Below are 18584 nucleotides of genomic sequence, written 5' to 3' on the forward strand. Positions count from 1 at the left end.
TTTCTATTTATTTACTTATTTACTCTTGATTACTTTCCGTTCCTGCTGCTGATGCATCTTCTTGTCCTTCAATCAAATTTTCAGCATTTTCTTCATCTTCTTCATGCATTACTTTCGCAACCGCAGCAATAGAATCACTGTCTTTTATGTTTATCAGTTTCACACCCTGAGTTGCTCTCCCCATAACACGCAAGTCTGACACTGCCATTCTTATCGTAATTCCTGATTTATTGATGATCATTAAGTCATCTTCATCAGTCACATTTTTTATGGCGACTAAATTACCGGTTTTTTCAGTAATATTAATTGTTTTTACACCTTTTCCTCCTCTATTTGTAATTCTATAGTCTTCTAAACTAGATCTTTTCCCATATCCATTCTCAGAAACGACTAAAACATTACTTTCTTCATCGTTTACGGCAATCATACCAATAACCGCATCAGACTCATTCCCTAGAGTAATACCTCTAACACCAGAAGCATTTCTGCCCATTGGTCTTGTTTTGCTTTCTTCAAATCTAATACACTTACCAGATTTTAAAGCAAGCATTACCTGACTGTCTCCAGTAGTTAATTTCGCTTCTAACAGCTCATCATTATCTCTAATAGTAATAGCATTAATACCGTTAGTTCTAGGTCTAGAATATTGCTCTAAAGAAGTTTTCTTGACCTGACCGTTCTTAGTAGCCATAATCACATAATGACTATTGATATAATCTTGATCTTTTAAATCTTGAGTAACCAAGAAAGCTTTAACCTTATCGTCTTGCTCTATATTAATAAGGTTTTGGATAGCTCTACCTTTAGAGTTTTTACCTCCTTCTGGCACTTCATATACACGCATCCAAAATACTTTTCCTTTTTGTGTAAAGAATAACATGTATTGGTGATTGGTACCTACAAATAAATGCTCCAAGAAATCTTCGTTTCTAGTTGCAACACCTTTCTGGCCTCTACCCCCTCTATTTTGAACTTTGTATTCATCAAGGTTGGTACGCTTAACATAACCCGCATGAGAAATGGTAACAACCACTTTAGAATCTGGAATCATGTCTTCAATACTCAAATCTCCACCAGCATATTCAATTTCAGATCTACGCTCATCACCATACTTTTCTTTTATAGCAATCAGTTCTTCTTTAATTATGTTATATCTACGTGGCTCATTTGCAAGAATATCTTTCAAGTCTGCAATGGTCTTTAATATCTCTTCGTATTCTGCACGTAACTTATCTTGTTCAAGACCGGTTAACTGACGTAAACGCATTTCTACAATGGCTTTTGCTTGAATTTCTGTCAATTCAAAACGCGTCATTAAACTTTCACGTGCTTCATCAGCATTAGAAGATGCTCTAATTATTTTAATTACTTCGTCAATATTATCTGAAGCAATAATTAATCCTTCTAAAATGTGGGCTCTTGCCTCAGCCTTGTCTAAATCAAATTTCGTACGTCTTAATATAACATCATGACGGTGCTCAACAAAGTGATGAATTAATTGCTTTAAGTTTAACTGTTCTGGACGACCATTTACCAAAGCAATGTTATTTACACTGAATGAAGTTTGAAGTGCCGTATATTTAAATAATTTATTTAAAACTACATTCGGAATAGCGTCGCGTTTAAGGATGTACACAATGCGCATCCCTTTTCTATCAGATTCATCTCGAATATTTGAAATACCATCTAATTTTTTATCGTTTACTAATTCTGCTGTTTTTTTAATCATATCAGCCTTATTTACCTGATATGGAATTTCGGTAACAACAATACATTCTCTACCTTTTATTTCTTCAAAAGAAGCTTTCCCGCGCATTACAATGCGTCCTCTACCAGTTTCAAATGCACTCTTTACACCATCGTATCCGTAAATAATACCACCTGTAGGAAAGTCTGGAGCTTTAATATGTTGCATTAATTCTCCAATCTCAATATCATTATTATCTATATAAGCAACTGTTCCATTAATAACCTCTGTTAAATTGTGAGGGGCCATATTTGTAGCCATACCTACGGCGATACCTGATGCCCCATTTACCAATAGATTCGGAATTCTTGTAGGTAATACAGTTGGCTCATGCAAGGTATCATCAAAGTTTAAGCGCGTATCAACCGTATTCTTTTCGATATCAGACATCATTTCTTCTGATATCTTTTGCATACGCACCTCTGTATAACGCATTGCAGCGGGACTATCTCCATCTACAGAACCAAAGTTACCTTGACCGTCTACCATTAAATAACGCACACTCCAATCTTGAGCCATACGAACCATAGAATCATATACTGAGGTATCTCCATGAGGGTGATACTTACCTAGCACCTCTCCTACCACTCTGGCAGATTTTTTATACGCACCAGTTGCTTTAATACCCAATTCGTGCATTCCATATAACACCCTTCTATGCACAGGTTTTAAACCATCTCTAACGTCAGGCAATGCACGTGATACTATTACAGACATCGAATAATCGATGTATGCAGATTTCATTTCATCTTCAATGTTAATTGGGATTAATTTTTCTCCGTCTGTCATATATACAAAGTTTAGTTTTCTTCCTATTTTTTAATCGAACCACAAGATACAATTATTCACTTTTTAAAGGATGTAAAACTGTCAAAAATTCAGATGAGTTATTAACAATTTTGTGTTGATAAAAACTAGACTCTAGACCTTTATTTACAAGCCTTTAGTGAGTTTTAACAAACATTATAACACTCCGTGTTTTACTGTGGCATTTTTTTTGTTTCTATTTGATAAAAAATTCCTTTATTTTTACGAATAAGAACAAAGGAACAAGATCTCTTCCTTAAGAGAAATCTGCATAGAGGTCGTAAGTATTTCTGAGAGAAGTAAACTAATTGCAAAAGCATTTAGTCAGTTTTAATAGTAAAATCATGTTAAAACGATTTTAATTTTTATTTCCAATGCTTGTCTAAATACAAAACTTAGTATGAACAATTTGAAATTTCTGAATTATGGACGATAATTTCTCACCAAAAGTAAAAGACGTAATTGCCTACAGCAAAGAAGAAGCTTTGCGCTTAGGTCATGACTTTATTGGAACCGAACATTTAGTGTTAGGCTTATTGAGAAAAGGAGATGGTAAAGCAATAGATATTCTAAATGTATTAGAAGTAAATTTAGATCATTTGCGAAAAAAGATTGAAATCTTAAGTCCTGCCAACCCCATTGATGCTAACACCAATGAGAAGCGTAACTTACGTTTGACAAAGCAAGCGGAGAAAGCTCTGAAAACTTCTTTTCTAGAAGCAAAACTATTTAAAAGTGACGCTGTAAACACAGCCCACCTTTTATTGTGTGTGCTTAGAAATGAAAACGACCCAACAACTAAATTGATGGATAAATTTGAGATTAATTACGACGAAGTAAAGTCTATTTTTCAACAATTGGACCCACAAGAGGAAAATGACATTACCATTAATCCAATTGCTGAAACTCCTTCAGATGATGAGTTTGAAGACAGTAAATCAAATCCGTTTGAGCAACAACCTGGTAAAGGGAAGTCTCCAGCTAAATCTAAAACACCTGTTTTAGACAATTTTGGGCGTGATTTAACGCGTTTAGCGGAAGAAGGCAACCTTGACCCTGTTGTAGGTAGAAAAGAGGAAATAGAGCGCGTTTCTCAAATATTGAGTAGGCGTAAGAAAAATAACCCAATGTTAATTGGTGAACCAGGAGTGGGTAAATCTGCGATTGCAGAAGGCCTCGCTCTTAGAATCGTTCAGCGAAAGGTTTCTCGAATTTTATTTAATAAGCGAATTGTTTCTTTGGATTTAGCAAGCTTAGTGGCAGGCACAAAATACCGTGGGCAATTTGAGGAACGAATGAAAGCTCTTATGAATGAATTAGAGAAAAATGATGATATCATTTTATTTATAGATGAAATTCACACAATAGTTGGTGCTGGAGGTGCAACAGGCTCTTTAGATGCCTCAAACATGTTAAAGCCTGCTTTGGCTAGAGGAGAAATTCAGTGCATTGGAGCAACTACTTTAGATGAGTTTCGTCAAAATATTGAAAAAGACGGTGCCTTAGAAAGACGTTTCCAAAAAGTAATTGTGGAGCCTACTTCTGAAGAAGAAACTATTGAGATTTTACACAATATTAAAGACAAATATGAAGTGCACCACAATGTTGATTTTACAGATGAAGCCATTGAAGCATGTGTTAAATTAACAAATAGATATATGACTGATAGATATCTTCCAGACAAAGCTATTGATGCTTTAGATGAAGCAGGTTCTAGAATTCATATTACAAATATAGTGGTACCACAAGAAATTCTTGATTACGAAGCACAGCTAGAAAAAGTTAGACTTGATAAAACTAGTGCTGTTAATGGTCAAAAATTTGAAGAAGCTGCCAAATTAAGAGATGACGAAAAGCGTTTAGAAAATATGTTGGCCTCAGCTCAAAGTAAATGGGAAGAAGCATCTAAACAGAATAGAGAAATAGTTACTGAAGACAATGTGGCAGAAGTTATCTCAATGATGACAGGTATTCCTGTAAATAGAGTTGCCGAGGCCGAAAGTTCTAGATTGAGTGAGTTACCAAATTTAATAAAAGGTAAAGTTATTGGTCAAGATGAAGCTGTTTTAAAAGTTGTTAAAGCTATACAGCGCAATCGGGTTGGCTTAAAAGATCCAAACAAACCTATTGGCTCGTTTATTTTCTTAGGCCAAACTGGTGTTGGTAAGACACAATTGGCAAAAATTTTAGCGAGAGAGTTATTCGATAGTGATGATGCCCTTGTTAGAATTGATATGAGTGAATATATGGAGAAGTTTGCGATTTCAAGACTAATTGGTGCACCTCCAGGATATGTTGGTTATGAGGAAGGTGGACAATTAACAGAGAAAATCAGAAGAAAACCTTATGCTGTTGTGCTTTTAGATGAAATTGAAAAGGCTCATCCAGATGTATTTAATATGCTACTACAAATTTTAGATGATGGTCATATTACTGATAGCTTAGGTAGAAAAATTGATTTTAGAAATACCATTATTATAATGACATCTAATATTGGTTCTCGACAATTAAAAGATTTTGGCTCTGGTGTTGGATTCGGTACAGCGTCTAAAAAACAGCAAGCAGATGCGCATGCCAAAAGTGTAATTGAAAATGCCTTGAAAAAATCTTTTGCACCTGAATTTTTAAATCGTATTGACGATGTAATTGTTTTCAATGCTCTAGAAAGAGTGGATATTCATGCTATAATTGATATTGAATTAGAAAAGCTTGTGGCACGAATAAACAGCCTTGGCTATAAGGTTAAATTGTCTAAAAAGAGTAAAGACTTTATTGTTGACAAAGGTTTTGACAAACAATACGGAGCTAGACCTTTAAAACGAGCTATTCAAAAATATATTGAAGATGCATTGGCTCAAGAAATTGTTAATGCCAATTTATCTGAAGGAGATACAATTGAGTTAGACTATAAAGATGATGCTAGCGAACTGGCAATAAAAATAAAGAAAGGAAAAAAGGCGGTTGAATAACCGCCTTTTTTTATTCAATTCTCTAAAACTTTTTAAATTATTTGTTAAAGTAAATCTTAAAATTACCTCATATCTGCAATTACCGTTATATTTGACGACAATAAGCAAAACTTTAACACAAAACAATGAAAAAAATAACCCTACTTTTTGCAGGTATCATTTTAGCATCTTGTGCTACAGAACCTAAAGATTACGTTACACTTTCAGGTAAAATTGAAAATCAAAACTCTGATTCATTGGTAATCAGATCTCGTGCATATTCTAAAACAATTGCAGTAGCTGCAGATGGCTCTTTTAAAGATACTTTAAAAGTAGAAGATGGATTGTACAATCTTTTTGACGGTTCAGAATCTACAGGTATTTATCTCAAGAATGGATACGACTTAAAAATTACAATTGATACTAAAGAATTTGATGAAACCATTATTTATAAAGGAAATGGCTCAGATAACAATAACTTCTTAGCTACTTTTGCATTAAAACAAGAAAACATACTAAATCAAGATTTTGATAGTATGGATAGAGAAACTTTAAATTCAACTATTGATAAAGGTGAAAAAGAATTGACTTCATTTATTGAAGAAAACCAAAGCTTAGACAGTATTGTTTTAGCATCATCGAAAACAACAATTGAAAGAGGACTTCCATTTTATAAAGAGTATTTCGGAAAATTAATTGATTTAAGAGAAAAATTAAATGGAAAACCAGCTCCTGAGTTTAATGATTATCAAAATTTTGATGGTTCAACTACATCTCTATCTGACTTAAAAGGTAAATATGTTTACGTTGATGTTTGGGCTACTTGGTGCGGACCATGTAAACGTGAAATTCCTTTCTTAAAAGCAGTTGAGAAAAAATATCACGATAAAAACATTGCTTTTGTCAGCTTGTCTGTAGATGACGATAGACGCAGTGGTTCTTGGGAAAAAGCAGAATCTGACTGGAAAGCTATGGTTGCTGACAAAGAATTAGGAGGGATCCAAATTTTATCGCCAAAAGGATGGCAATCAGACTTTGTTCAAGATTACGAAATTCAAGGTATTCCAAGATTTATTTTAATTGGCCCAGATGGTAATACTGTTGAAGCAAGTGCTCCAAGACCATCTGACGAAAAATTAATAGATTTATTTAACAAACATAATATTTAAGAATAGACATACATGAAAAAAATATTTGTTGCTTTTTTACTCGTAGGATTAATTGTTGGTTGCAAAGAGCCCAAAGGATATATGGCGCTCTCAGGTAAAGTAGAAAATGCTGCATCTGATAAAATAGAAATTTTATCGAGAGATTACTCTAAAACTATTGCTGTAGATGCTAATGGGAACTTTAAAGACACCTTAAAACTTCCTACGGGGATGTATACATTTTCTGACGGAACAAATCGTACCATTATATATCTAGCAAATGGTTACAACTTAAATGTTAACATTGATACAGAAGATTTTAGAAATCCTAAAATAACCGGTAACGGATCAGCTAGCAACAATTACATGTATGAGCAAATTAATTTCAATACTTCAGAATATGCGAATCCTAAGTCTTTCTATATATTGGATAAAACTGAATTTGATCAACGTTTAGAAGATTTAAAAGACTATTTAAATAAACCTTCAACAAAAAATGTTGATACTACTTTAGTTGCACAAATTCAAGCTGGACAAAAACAATACATAGATTTCTTGGTAAAGAATTACCCAATAAATCATGAAAGATCTTTAAAGTTTGCAAAAGGAAAGCCTTCACCAAAATTTAATGATTTTGAAAATTTTAAGGGTGGTAATTCTTCATTAGATGATTTTAAAGGTAAATATGTTTATATTGATGTTTGGGCTACATGGTGCGGGCCTTGTAAACAACAAATTCCGTATTTAAAAGAAGTTGAAGAAGACTATCACGATAAGAATATCGCATTTATTAGTATATCTACAGATAGATTGAATAAATACAATGCCTGGAGAAAAATGATTGAGGATTACCAAATGGGAGGTGTTCAATTATTTGCTGGAGAGGATATTTCTTTCTCACAAGCGTACGAAATTAACTCAATTCCTAGATTCTTATTAATAGACCCTGAAGGTAATATTGTAGATGCGGATGCACCAAGACCTTCTGACCCTAGGTTACGAGCCTTATTTGATTCGTTAGATATATAAAACACAAAGCACTTTCAAATGAAAGTGCTTTTTTATGCTTTTATATTTTTAAAGGCTTTACCTAAATTTAATATGATATCAGTGGCTATAAAAGATTCTTCACTTTCTTGAACCAATCCTAAATCTGCACTCAAACCATGTAGGTAAACTCCAAGTATTGAAGCGTTTACATAATCATAACCTTGTGCCAATAAACCAGTAATAATTCCTGTTAATACATCCCCACTACCAGCTGTCGCTAACGCAGGATTTCCCGTAGAATTAACATACAACCTATTTCCGTCAGCTATAACAGTATAAGCACCTTTAAGCACCACAATACATCCATATCTAATAGAAAACGATTTAAGCTTTTCCAATTTATCATAATCATCTTTCCACACTCCTACCAAACGTTCAAACTCCTTAGGATGAGGAGTTAATATAGAATGTGCTGGAATAAACTCTAATAATTCTTTATTCGCCGCTAAAATATTTAAGGCATCAGCATCAATCACCAACGGTATTTTATTTGACTTCAAAAAAAATGCAAATGCTTTAATCGTGACTTCATGTTTATCAAGCCCCGGCCCTATTCCAATTGCAGATGGCTCGATAGATTGTTTAAAATCAATTATACAATTATCACCAGAAGTTTGAACCATAACTTCCGGATTACTCACCTGCAAGATTTCATATCCACAATTAGGAACAAGTACAGAAACCAAACCGCTTCCAGCTTTTATGGCAGCTTTAGAACAAAGAACCATAGCGCCAATTTTTCCAAAACTACCACCAATCAACAAAGCATGACCGTGTGTTCCCTTATGAGAAAATGGTGTACGCTTTTTATAAATAGTATTAATCTTTTGTTTGCTAATAAATTCATCACTTTCAATTTGCGCTATAAATGATGCTGATAATCCAATGGATAGAATTTCCCAAGTTTCAGTATATCTATCACTTAAGGGTAAGAAGAAACACCATTTAGGCACCTCAAAAGTTAACGTATGTGTCGCATTTATTATAATATCATTTTCGCGATTCCTTTTGTTAATGTACAAACCAGAAGGAACATCAACAGCTAAAACAAATGCGTTTGATTTATTGATCGCATTAATCAAATCTGCTGTAAAACCTTCAACTGATCTATTTAAGCCTATACCAAAAATACAATCAACAATAACATCTGATGCTGATAGTTTTGGTATTTGACTTTGATTATTCACAACTTTTGGCCAACAACCAGAATCTTTGGCAAAAGCATAAGCATTTAAAAAATTATCACTCCTATTTTCTGAAAAATCCACTACATAACATGTAACATTGTAATCATGTTGATGCAGCATTGCGGACAAGACCAAACCATCTCCACCATTATTACCTACTCCACAAAATACTTTAATAGTAAACTCCTTTTTATCTTGAAGCCTAGAGTGAACCCAATCAAAACAAGCAGTTGCTGCTCTTTGCATTAAGGCAAACGAAGAAATTCCTTCTTCTGAAATTGTAGCTTTATCTGCTTCATAAATTTGATTAGAATTTAGAATTTTCATAAAGTGAAGGTATAAAAAAACCTCTCATATTGAGAGGTTTATATTATTTGATTTAAATCTAATATTATTTAAATACACCCATATTAGCATATTTATCCATTCGTTTTTCTACAAGTTTATCCACTGATAGCTTCTTTAAACTATTGTAGGTTTTAACAATTGTTTGTTCAACAGTTTTAAAAGTTTCTTCTCTATTAAAATGTGCCCCACCAACAGGTTCATCAATAATGGCATCAATTACCTTAATTTTTTTACTGTCTTCTGCAGTTAACTTTAAAGCTTCGGCCGCCTGCTCTTTATACTCCCAACTTCTCCATAAAATAGAAGAACAGTTCTCTGGAGAAATTACAGAGTACCATGCATTTTCCAACATTAACACCTTATCTCCTACACCTATACCTAATGCACCACCAGATGCTCCTTCTCCAATAATTACACAAATAATAGGCACTTTTAATCGAGTCATTTCTAAAATATTCCTAGCAATTGCCTCGCCTTGTCCGCGTTCTTCTGCCTCCAAACCAGGGTATGCTCCTGGAGTATCTATAAAAGTTACAACTGGCACTCCAAATTTCTCTGCCATACGCATTAAACGCAAAGCTTTTCTATAGCCTTCTGGATTAGACATTCCGAAATTTCGATACTGACGCGTCTTTGTATTATACCCTTTTTGTTGACCAATAAACATATAGCTTTGATCACCAATTTTACCTAAGCCACCAACCATGGCTTTATCATCTTTTACGGTACGGTCACCATGAAGCTCCATAAAACTATCTCCAGCTAAAGCATTGATATAGTCCATAGTATATGGTCTATTTGGATGTCTCGATAATTGTACGCGCTGCCAAGCGGTTAAGTTTTTATATATAGTGCTTCTCGTTTTATCTAATTTCTTTTGAATATTTGCACAAGTTTCAGATACATCAACATCACTTTCTTCACCAATCAACGCGCATTTATCAAACTGATCTTGTAATTCTTTTAGAGGAAGTTCGAAATCTAAATACTCCATGTAATTTTAGTTTTGTAAGACTACAAATATACTAACTTAGAATAAATCTAATGTTTAAAATTTCTTTTTTTGAACCCGATTCATCAGCGATTTCCTACTCTTAATAATACCATTTAAAATCACCGAGAATAAAACAATTAATGCGCCAAAATAAAAATTCGAAGGCATGGTTTCTTTTTCTGGAAACAACCATAGAGCCAGTAATATACCATATACAGGTTCTAAATTTATTGACAACATAACAGTAAACGGTCTTAATACTTTCATCACTTTAACCGAAGCTGAGAATGCATAAGCGGTACATATACTCGCTAAAATAAATAAATACATCCAATCTGTACTTGAAAGCGCAAAAAAATCAGCACTAAATCCTCCTTGAACTCCAAGAATTACGGTAATAAAAAGTACGCCAAAAAATAACTGATAAAATGATATAGTCAATGGATTGTTCTTTTGAACATACAAGCCATTAGACACAGAAAAAAGGGCTGATAAAAACGAAGAAATTAAACCATAAACGATTCCTAATGTATAATTACCTTCTACTTTAAAAATGATATAAAGTCCAATAATTACTAACAATCCTAACAACAATTCGCTGCTTTTTATTTTTCTTTTAAAAAATACTGGTTCAATTAAAGAGGTGAAAAATGCGCCTGTACTCATTGTAATCAATCCAACTGATACATTTGAAGATTTTATTGCCTGAAAAAATGTAATCCAATGTAAGGCAATAATTATTCCACCCAAAACATAACGCCAAAGCATCTTTTTGGAGATGCGCAACGATCTTTTAGTTACTATAAAAAAAATAAAGAGCAGGATGCTTGCCAATCCCATGCGAAACCAAACTAGTGGAATGGCCTCAATACTTATAAGGGCACCTAAAATCGCAGTAAAACCCCATATAAAAATAATAAAGTGAAGATGTAAGTAGTCTAAAAGCTTTGTGTTATTTCCTAATTCTGACATAAGAAATTATCTAACCTTAAAATACAAATATATCGCAACGGAACCGAAAAGAATATTGGGCAACCAAACCATAAATATTGGACTAGAATTTGGAGCTCCACCAATTACTTCTACAATTTTAAGCAAGAATACATATAAAAATACCATAGTAACTCCAATTGCAAGGTTAATACCTATTCCTCCTCTTCTTTTCACAGAACCAAGACAAACAGCGATTAAGGTTAAAATATACACTGCTACTGCCAAACTAGTTCTTTTGTACAATTCAACGTAATACACATTTAAATTACCTCGTCCTCTAGATTGAGAAAATTGTATGTATTCTAAAAGCTCTGGTGTCTGCATTTCTTGAGCAAATGCGTCTAGATGAAGCAAATCTTTGGGTTTAAAGTCAAACAAGGTATCCATTCTTCTACCCGTAGTCACAATGTCTTCTTTCTCTTTCAGCTTCTTTCTATAATAGTTAGTTAATCTGTATGTAGTGTCTTTCTCTCTAAATTGAATTCTATCAGCGCTTAATTTCTCAACTAATTTATTCCCCTCATATCGCTCAAAGGTAAAATCATTACCTCTCATTTGCTTCATATAGAAAGTCTTGATATACACAAATTCATTATCGCTTAACTGCAGATTAATATTAATGATTTGATTATTATCTACCGGTCTACTTTTTATGTAAGTATTTTTAAATTCGTTATATACCTTGGTACTTTTAGGAACAACAAAATGATTCAAGCTCAAAGAAGCAAGTGCTATGATTGTTGCTCCAACAAAATATGGTTTTAGAAATCTTGTAAATGAAATTTTAGCACTATTAATGGCTATAATTTCAGTTTGACTTGCTAATTTAGAAGTAAACCATAATACTGAGACAAACAGTGCTAATGGCAACACCATATTGGCGATGTTAATCATAAAATTAACATAGTAATCTTGAATAATTTCACCAACGGTTAAATCTTCATGACGTAAAAACTTATCAATTTTGTCACCGGTATCAATTGCAATAATTACCGGAATAAGTATAAGTAATACAAATAAAAAAGTAAAGAGATATTTCTTAAGTATGTATTTATCAAGTATTCTCATTGAGCGACAATGCCTATTACAAACGTTTATTCATTTGTTGAACCATTTTATTTTTCCATGCCGAAAAATCTCCCGCTAATATATGTTTTCTCGCCTCACGAACCAACCATAAATAAAATCCTAAATTATGAATAGAAGCTATTTGTTTTGCCAGTAATTCTTTTGACACAAATAAGTGCCTTAAATAAGCTTTAGAATAGTATGTATCTACATAAGTAATACCCATTTCATCTATAGGAGAAAAATCATTTTCCCATTTCTTATTTTTTATATTGACAGTACCATGTGCAGTAAATAGCATACCATTTCTTGCGTTTCTTGTTGGCATAACACAATCAAACATATCAACTCCCAATGCAATATTTTCAAGTATATTAATTGGGGTGCCAACACCCATTAAATATCGTGGTTTATCTTCTGGTAGTATAGAACAAACAACATCGGTCATTTCATACATTTCTTCTGCTGGTTCTCCTACAGACAGTCCACCAATGGCATTACCCTCAGCATTCACCGAAGCTATAAATTCAGCAGATTCTTTTCTTAAATCTTTGTAGGTACTTCCTTGTACAATTGGAAACAAGGTTTGATTATATCCATAATGAGGCTCCACTTTATCTAAATGATTAATACAACGTTTCAACCATCTGTGCGTCATATGCATAGATCGTTTAGCATATGCAAAATCACAAGGATATGGAGTACATTCATCGAAAGCCATAATAATATCGGCACCTATTTTTCTTTGAATCTCCATAACATTTTCTGGAGTAAATGTGTGATAACTACCGTCTATATGACTTTTAAACTTTACACCTTCTTCTTTAATTTTTCTCCTTCCAGATAAAGAATACACTTGATATCCTCCACTATCAGTTAATATTGGTCTATCCCAATTCATAAATTTATGAAGTCCTCCGGCTTGCTCTAAAATGTTTGTTTTAGGTCTTAGATATAAGTGATAGGTATTTCCAAGAATGATATCAGGATTGATTTCTTCTTTTAACTCCCTCTGATGCACTCCTTTTACTGAAGCAACAGTTCCAACAGGCATAAAAATTGGTGTTTCAATTATACCGTGGTCTGTTGTAATAACTCCAGCTCGTGCTTTGCTCTGAACGTCTTTTCCGTGTAAATCAAATTTCATTGGTGCAAAGATAGAGAAAGCAGTTTAGAGATAAATTACAAATCTGCTTTTAAATGCCTACTTCATTAAATATATTCAGTATTGACATTGTTATAACTCGGAACTAATTTTTTAAGTTGATGCACCACCTGCAAGCTAGTCATTCCGGATGCGTTTTCACAAAATATTCTAATCTCTTTATTCAAAGAATAACCCGACATTTTAGGAGGTATTACTTTATAAATTTTTGGATTATTTGTTTTAAATATAATGTCGTCTTCGTGATAAAATACTTCTCCTAATTTCTCACCAGGTCGCAATCCAATATACTTTATTTCTATTTCCTTCGAGTTTTCTTTATTGAAATTCTCAATTAATTTCAAAGCAATATCCATAACTTTTACAGATTTACCCATATCAAAAATAAAAGTAGCTCTATCATCCCGACCTGCAGTTGATTCTAAGACAAATTGGGCAGCTTGAATTTTTGTCATAAAAAATCTTGAAACGTTCTTATCTGTTATTGTAATTGGTCCTCCATTTCGCAATTGTTTATCAAATAAAGGTAAAATTGAACCACTAGATTCTAAAACATTGCCAAACCTAGTTATTATTATTTTGGTATTACATTCAAGACCATTAACATATATTTCTGCTAACCTTTTTGTTGCTCCCATAACACTTGTAGGTTCGACAGCTTTGTCTGTAGAGATTAGAACAAATTTTGATACATTATTTTGAATTGCTAAATCCATTAACGTAATGGTACCTTCTACATTTACTTTTAATGCTTCATGCGGCATATTCTCCATTAAAGGCACATGTTTGTATGCTGCTGCATGATATATAATATCAGGTTTATAATTGGCAAAAATTTGAGATGTTCTTGTCTTATCATTAATATCAGCGATAATAACTTCAAAATTCTTTACATCTAGCAACAACAAATCTTGCTGTAAATCATACAATCCAGATTCTGACTGATCTAGTAAAATTAGTTTATCATAATCATAAGAAGCTATTTGAATGGCTAATTCTCTACCAATACTACCTGCAGCTCCTGTAATAAGTACAATCTTATTATAGATATGGCTTGATACTAAATCTTGATTTATTTCAAACAAACTTGTATCTATGAGGTCTTCTAATAAACTTGAATATTCCATTAAAAAAAACTTTTGATTACCTCAACTACCCTCTTCAAATCTTCCTTTTGTAAATTAGAGCCACTAGGTAGGCACAATCCTCTTTGAAATAAATTTTCTGAAACGCCATTTTCAAAACTTCTATTTTCACTAAATACTGGTTGAAGATGCAATGGTTTCCACAATGGTCTAGATTCTATATTATTTGCTTCTAATGACAATCTAATTTTCTCTCTAAACTCATAATTTGGAGTAAGTATACATGTTAACCATCTATTAGAAAAAACATGATTTGGCTCTTTCAAAAATGTAATTTCAGAATACCTCTTTAAGGCGTTAAAATAAAAATCATAATTTGATCTTCTCGCTACTATATGTTCTTTTAATATTTTCATTTGCCCTCTACCAATACCAGCTAAAATATTTGATATTCTATAATTGTAGCCAATTTCTGAATGTTCATAGTACGGTTTATTTTCTTTAGCCTGGGTTGCAAAAAATAAAACTTTTTTACAATGTGATTCACTTTTTGAAACCAATGCTCCACCTGATGACGTGGTAATTATTTTATTACCATTAAATGAAAGTATTCCAATATCACCAAAAGTTGAACAATGCTGATCTTTAAATAAACTACCTAATGCTTCTGCTGCATCTTCAATTATTGGTATGTTATATTTTGAGGCAATTTCATGAATTTTATCTATTTGATATGGCATACCATAAAGGTGCACAGCCACTATGGCTTTTGGTTTTTTACCTAGCTGTATATAATATTGTATTGCTTCTTCTAACAAATCTGGATCTAGATTCCAGGTTGTAGTTTCGCTATCTATAAAAACCGGAATAGCACCCACATACGTTATTGGGTTTGCAGAGGCAATAAATGTAAAACTTTGACACAATACAATGTCATCTTTCTCTACATTCAGTAATTTTAACGCTAAGTGAATAGAGGCGGTTCCTGAATTTAAAGCAATAACATTAACCCCCGCAGATAAATATTTCTCTAAATCTTTTTCAAACCCATTAATATTTTCTCCAATAGGCGCAATCCAATTAGAAGTAAAAGCTTCATCTATAAAAGTTTTTTCATGCCCACTCATATGTGGAGCGGACAGCCAAATTTTAGATAGCATTCAAAAGGTATTAATTAACTTTTCCCAATCTGATGATATTCAAATCCTTTTCTATTTAGTCGCTCTTCATCATATTGGTTTCTTCCATCAAATATAATAGGATTTTTTAATTTAGATTTTAGTTCTTCAAAATCAGGAGATCTAAATTCTTTCCATTCGGTTAGAAGTATCAAAGCCTCAGCATTAGGTAAGGTTTCATATTTTGAATTTACATATGATATGCCTTCTACATCTTTTAAGTAAAAGTGTTGAGCTTCAACCATGGCTTTAGGGTCATAGGCTATTACCTTAGCTCCTCTTTTTACAAGCTCTTTAACCACATATATCGCAGGAGCTTCACGCATATCATCAGTTCCAGGTTTAAATGCTAAACCCCATAGAGCAAATGTCTTTTTCGATAAATCCTCGCCAAATCTAGTTACAATCTTTTTAGCTATTACTAATTTTTGCACATCATTCACCTGTTCTACAGCACCAATTAATTGAGCATTATAGCCTTCTTCTAAAGCCATCTTTTTTAATGCCTTTACATCTTTTGGAAAACATGATCCACCATAACCACTACCAGGGTAAATAAAACTATAACCTATTCTAGAATCTGAACCAATACCAATTCTAACTTTGTTGACATCTGCTCCTACTAATTCGCAAATGTTTGCTACTTCATTCATGAATGAAATTTTAGTAGCAAGCATCGCATTGGCTACATATTTCGTCATTTCTGCAGAACGTACATCCATAAAAATGATGCGATTGTGATTATGTACAAAAGGAGCATATAAAGCTTCCATTTTCTCTTGAGCTTCTTCATTATCAACCCCAACAACTACTCTATCAGGCTTCATAAAATCTGCTATAGCTGCACCTTCTTTTAAAAATTCTGGATTGGAAACAACATGAAATGCTATGTCTTCTCCTCTTACTTCAAGTTCTTTTTGAATGGTAGCTCTTACTTTATCTGCTGTTCCAACAGGTACCGTAGATTTATCAACAACAATTAAAGGTTTAGTCATTTCTTTACCTATCTGACTAGCCACAGTAGTCACATATTGCAAGTCAGCAGATCCATCTTCACCCATTGGCGTGCCAACAGCAATAAAAACAATATCACATTTAACTAGGCCATTTGCTAATCTTGTACTAAAATGTAAATGTCCGTTTTTATGATTTTTAAGCACCATAGGTTCTAAACCCGGTTCGTAAATTGGAATTACACCCTTTTTTAATCGCTCAATCTTTTGTGTATCAACGTCAATGCATGTCACTGTATTTCCCATTTCTGCAAAACATGTTCCACTTACTAGACCAACATATCCAGTTCCTACTACCGTTAAATTCATTATTGTTTACAATTTTTTGAAAATAGTTAAAAGAGATACAAATTAAAGAAATTAATATGACTAATAGCAACTTAAAACCCGCTTTAAGCGGGTTTTAAGTTGCTATTCTATAATTTATTTTAAGGTAGAAGGGCATACATAATCTGTTACTTCAATTCCAGCCTCTTTAATAGCTTTAAATCCACCATCAATATCAATTAAATTATGAATACCTCTACTTTTTAAAATGGATGCAGCAATTACTGACCTGTATCCTCCTGCACAATGCACATAAAAAGTGTCATCTTTAGGAAACTCTGTCAAATGATTATTGATATAATCTAAGGGAGTGAAATGTGCATCTGGTATATGTGCTGCTGTATATTCTCCTTCTTTTCTAACATCAAAAACAGGCACTTCTTTTTTCAGAGCTTCTTTTAGCACATCAGCAGAAACCGATGTAATGGTATCGTATTCTTTAGAAGAAGCTTTCCAAGCATTAAAACCACCATCAAGTATACCTAATACATTGTCAAAACCAACTCGCGCCAATCTGGTAACTGTTTCCTCTTCTCTACCTTCTGGAGTTACCAACACAATTGGTTGGCTCACATCTGCAATTAAAGCGCCAACCCATGGTGCAAAGCCACCATCAATACCTATAAAAATTGAACTAGGTATATGTCCTTTTATATATTCTGATTGATGACGAACATCTAAAACAATAGCACCACTTTCATTTGCCAACATTTCAAACGCCTGAGGATTCAATCTTTGCAAGCCTTTTTCCATCACATTATCAATACTATCATACCCCTCAATATTCATCACAACATTTTGAGGGAAGTATTTAGGAGGCGGTAGCAATCCATCTAACAATTCAGCGATAAATTCTTCTTTAGTCATAGCTGCTCTTAAAGCATAATTTACCTTTTTTTGGTTGCCCAAGGTATCGGTAGTTTCTTTACTCATTTTCTTACCACAAGCGGAACCCGCACCGTGATTAGGATAAACAATTAAGTCATCATTTAAAGGCATAATTTTGTTGCGCAATGAATCGTATAAGAATCCTGCCAATTTCTCTTCGGTCAAATCACTATCTACTTTTTGAGCTAAATCTGGTCTCCCAACGTCACCGATAAATAAAGTATCTCCAGTAACAATGCCATGTTCAGCACCATTCTCATCAATTAGTAAATATGTAGTACTCTCCATAGTATGACCAGGAGTATGCAATACTTTAATTTTATAATAACCTATTTCAAAGATCTGTTCGTCTGTTGCAATTAAAGCATCATAACCCGGTTTAGCAGTAGGTCCGAAAACAATTGTAGCATCTGTTTTTTTTGCCAAATCTATGTGACCACTAACAAAATCTGCATGGAAATGTGTCTCAAAAATATATTTAATTTGAGCATTATCTTTTTGTGCTCTATCTATATAGGGTTGCACCTCACGCAATGGATCAATAATCGCTGCTTCGCCATTACTTTCAATATAATATGCTGCGTGCGCTAAACATCCGGTATAAATTTGTTCAACTTTCATTTGTCTTAATTTTAGTT

Annotated in this window: 13 protein-coding genes; 3 read left to right on the forward strand and 10 right to left on the reverse strand. The window is 33.2% G+C overall.

The window, feature by feature from the left end; translation table 11 throughout:
- Nucleotides 1-19: 19 nt before the first annotated feature.
- Nucleotides 20-2536 (reverse strand): DNA gyrase subunit A, encoded by a 2517-nt coding sequence (gyrA, locus tag ACYQ5R_RS00190; RefSeq protein WP_460188883.1) that lies wholly within the window; start codon nt 2534-2536, stop codon nt 20-22.
- A 443-nt stretch (nt 2537-2979) separates the two neighbouring features.
- On the opposite strand from gyrA, the gene ACYQ5R_RS00195 reads away from it, so the two are divergent.
- The 3 genes from ACYQ5R_RS00195 to ACYQ5R_RS00205 all read left to right on the forward strand — a co-directional run bounded on the left by ACYQ5R_RS00195 (nt 2980) and on the right by ACYQ5R_RS00205 (nt 7679).
- The gene (locus ACYQ5R_RS00195; protein ID WP_460188884.1) at nt 2980-5523 is read left to right on the forward strand and encodes an ATP-dependent Clp protease ATP-binding subunit; all 2544 of its coding nucleotides are present in this window, start codon (nt 2980-2982) and stop codon (nt 5521-5523) included.
- A 125-nt stretch (nt 5524-5648) separates the two neighbouring features.
- Nucleotides 5649-6671: a TlpA family protein disulfide reductase gene (locus ACYQ5R_RS00200; protein WP_460188885.1), complete on the forward strand. Its 1023-nt coding sequence runs from the start codon at nt 5649-5651 to the stop codon at nt 6669-6671.
- A gap of 12 nt (nt 6672-6683) precedes the next feature.
- A complete protein-coding gene (locus tag ACYQ5R_RS00205; protein ID WP_460188886.1) occupies nt 6684-7679 on the forward strand; it encodes a TlpA family protein disulfide reductase in 996 nt (331 codons plus the stop codon).
- 32 nt (nt 7680-7711) lie between these two features.
- On the opposite strand, the gene ACYQ5R_RS00210 is transcribed toward ACYQ5R_RS00205, so the two are convergent.
- The 9 genes from ACYQ5R_RS00210 to ACYQ5R_RS00250 all read right to left on the reverse strand — a co-directional run bounded on the left by ACYQ5R_RS00210 (nt 7712) and on the right by ACYQ5R_RS00250 (nt 18567).
- A complete protein-coding gene (locus tag ACYQ5R_RS00210; protein WP_460188887.1) occupies nt 7712-9214 on the reverse strand; it encodes an NAD(P)H-hydrate dehydratase in 1503 nt (500 codons plus the stop codon).
- 64 nt (nt 9215-9278) lie between these two features.
- Entirely contained in the window at nt 9279-10229 is a 951-nt protein-coding gene (locus ACYQ5R_RS00215) for an acetyl-CoA carboxylase carboxyltransferase subunit alpha (protein WP_460188888.1), read from the reverse strand.
- A 54-nt stretch (nt 10230-10283) separates the two neighbouring features.
- A complete protein-coding gene (locus tag ACYQ5R_RS00220; protein ID WP_460188889.1) occupies nt 10284-11201 on the reverse strand; it encodes a DMT family transporter in 918 nt (305 codons plus the stop codon).
- Between the two features lie 6 nt (nt 11202-11207).
- Nucleotides 11208-12290, reverse strand: coding sequence for an LptF/LptG family permease (locus tag ACYQ5R_RS00225; RefSeq protein WP_460188890.1), 1083 nt, complete (start codon nt 12288-12290; stop codon nt 11208-11210).
- A 16-nt stretch (nt 12291-12306) separates the two neighbouring features.
- Nucleotides 12307-13437, reverse strand: coding sequence for a tRNA guanosine(34) transglycosylase Tgt (gene tgt, locus ACYQ5R_RS00230; RefSeq protein WP_460188891.1), 1131 nt, complete (start codon nt 13435-13437; stop codon nt 12307-12309).
- Nucleotides 13438-13502: 65 nt separating this feature from the next.
- Nucleotides 13503-14582 carry an SDR family NAD(P)-dependent oxidoreductase gene (locus ACYQ5R_RS00235; protein ID WP_460188892.1) on the reverse strand — a complete coding sequence of 360 codons (1080 nt, stop codon included), beginning with the start codon at nt 14580-14582 and terminating at the stop codon, nt 13503-13505.
- Nucleotides 14582-15700 carry a DegT/DnrJ/EryC1/StrS family aminotransferase gene (locus ACYQ5R_RS00240; protein WP_460188893.1) on the reverse strand — a complete coding sequence of 373 codons (1119 nt, stop codon included), beginning with the start codon at nt 15698-15700 and terminating at the stop codon, nt 14582-14584. The genes ACYQ5R_RS00235 and ACYQ5R_RS00240 overlap by 1 nt, the downstream gene beginning before the upstream one ends.
- A 14-nt stretch (nt 15701-15714) precedes the next feature.
- The gene (locus ACYQ5R_RS00245) at nt 15715-17040 is read right to left on the reverse strand and encodes a UDP-glucose dehydrogenase family protein (RefSeq protein WP_460188894.1); all 1326 of its coding nucleotides are present in this window, start codon (nt 17038-17040) and stop codon (nt 15715-15717) included.
- A gap of 114 nt (nt 17041-17154) precedes the next feature.
- On the reverse strand, nt 17155-18567 hold the full coding sequence (locus ACYQ5R_RS00250) for an MBL fold metallo-hydrolase (protein WP_460188895.1): 1413 nt from the start codon (nt 18565-18567) through the stop codon (nt 17155-17157).
- Nucleotides 18568-18584: the final 17 nt, after the last annotated feature.

The organism is Urechidicola sp. KH5, from assembly GCF_054661455.1.